The sequence below is a fragment of the Streptomyces sp. LS1784 genome, from assembly GCF_020103755.1.
Taxonomy (GTDB): Bacteria; Actinomycetota; Actinomycetes; order Streptomycetales; family Streptomycetaceae; genus Kitasatospora.
Genome location: NZ_JAHSQD010001184.1, coordinates 1 through 831, shown reverse-complemented (window position 1 = coordinate 831; position 831 = coordinate 1). Strand labels below are relative to the sequence as shown.

At 78.8% G+C, this 831-nt stretch carries 1 protein-coding gene; it reads left to right on the top strand.

What is annotated here, in order from left to right; translation table 11 throughout:
* Positions 1–736, top strand: a 736-nt coding sequence (locus tag KS423_RS46435; RefSeq protein WP_224285654.1) for a hypothetical protein, incomplete at its 5' end; no start/stop codon positions are given.
* Positions 737–831 lie beyond the last annotated feature (95 nt).

Here is an 831-nt window from a genome sequence, read left to right as displayed (position 1 = left end):
CGCCGCGGAGGTGCAGCCGCTCCGGGCGGCGGTCGACGCCGCCGCGTGGGCGCTCGGGGCGGGCGACCCGGAGGTCGTCGCCGCCCGGCAGGACCTCGCCGGGTGCCTCGGCCGGGCCGGTGAACCGGCGCAGGCCGTCCGGGTGCTGCTGGACCTGGCCGAGGACCTGCGGACGCTCCTCGGAGCGACCGACCCCGAGCTGCTGAAGGTGCGCTGCGAACTGGCCCGGCAGGTCCGGGACAGCGGCGAGACGGTCGCCGCGATCCGCCTGCTGACGGAACTGCTGCCCGCGCTGAAGGAGGCCTGGGGCCCGCGCGGGGTGCCCGTCCTCTGGGCCCGGCACGACCTCGCGGTCTGCCGGGCCCGGCGGGGCGACTTCCAGGGCGCCGTGCTGGAGCTGGACGGCCTGCTGCCCGTGCTGGTCGAGGTGCTCGGCCCGCAGGACGAGCGCGGCCTGCGGGCCGCCGCCGACCTGGCGGAGTACCGGGAGGGGGCCCGGCACCACCGGGTGAACCGGGCCGTCCGGGTGTTGCGACGGCGGATCGGCCGGGAGGAGGCGCAGGAGCTGATCCGGCGGATCCGGGCCGCCGCGCACGTCGGCGGGTCCGTCGCGGAACCGGCCCGGGCGCTGGAGCGCCGTACCGGCGTCAAGGGCGTCGGGCAGCGGGTGGCCGCCGCACCGGGCTACGTCACGGACGCGGACCTGCTGGAGGAGATCTTCGGTCCTTCGGCCTGAGTGGCGTGTGCCCCGCCGCCCGGGCTGCTCGCGCCGACGGCCCGGAGCAGGGCGCGGGCGGCGGCGTCGTTCTGCCGGAAGCCGGGGGCGTCGGT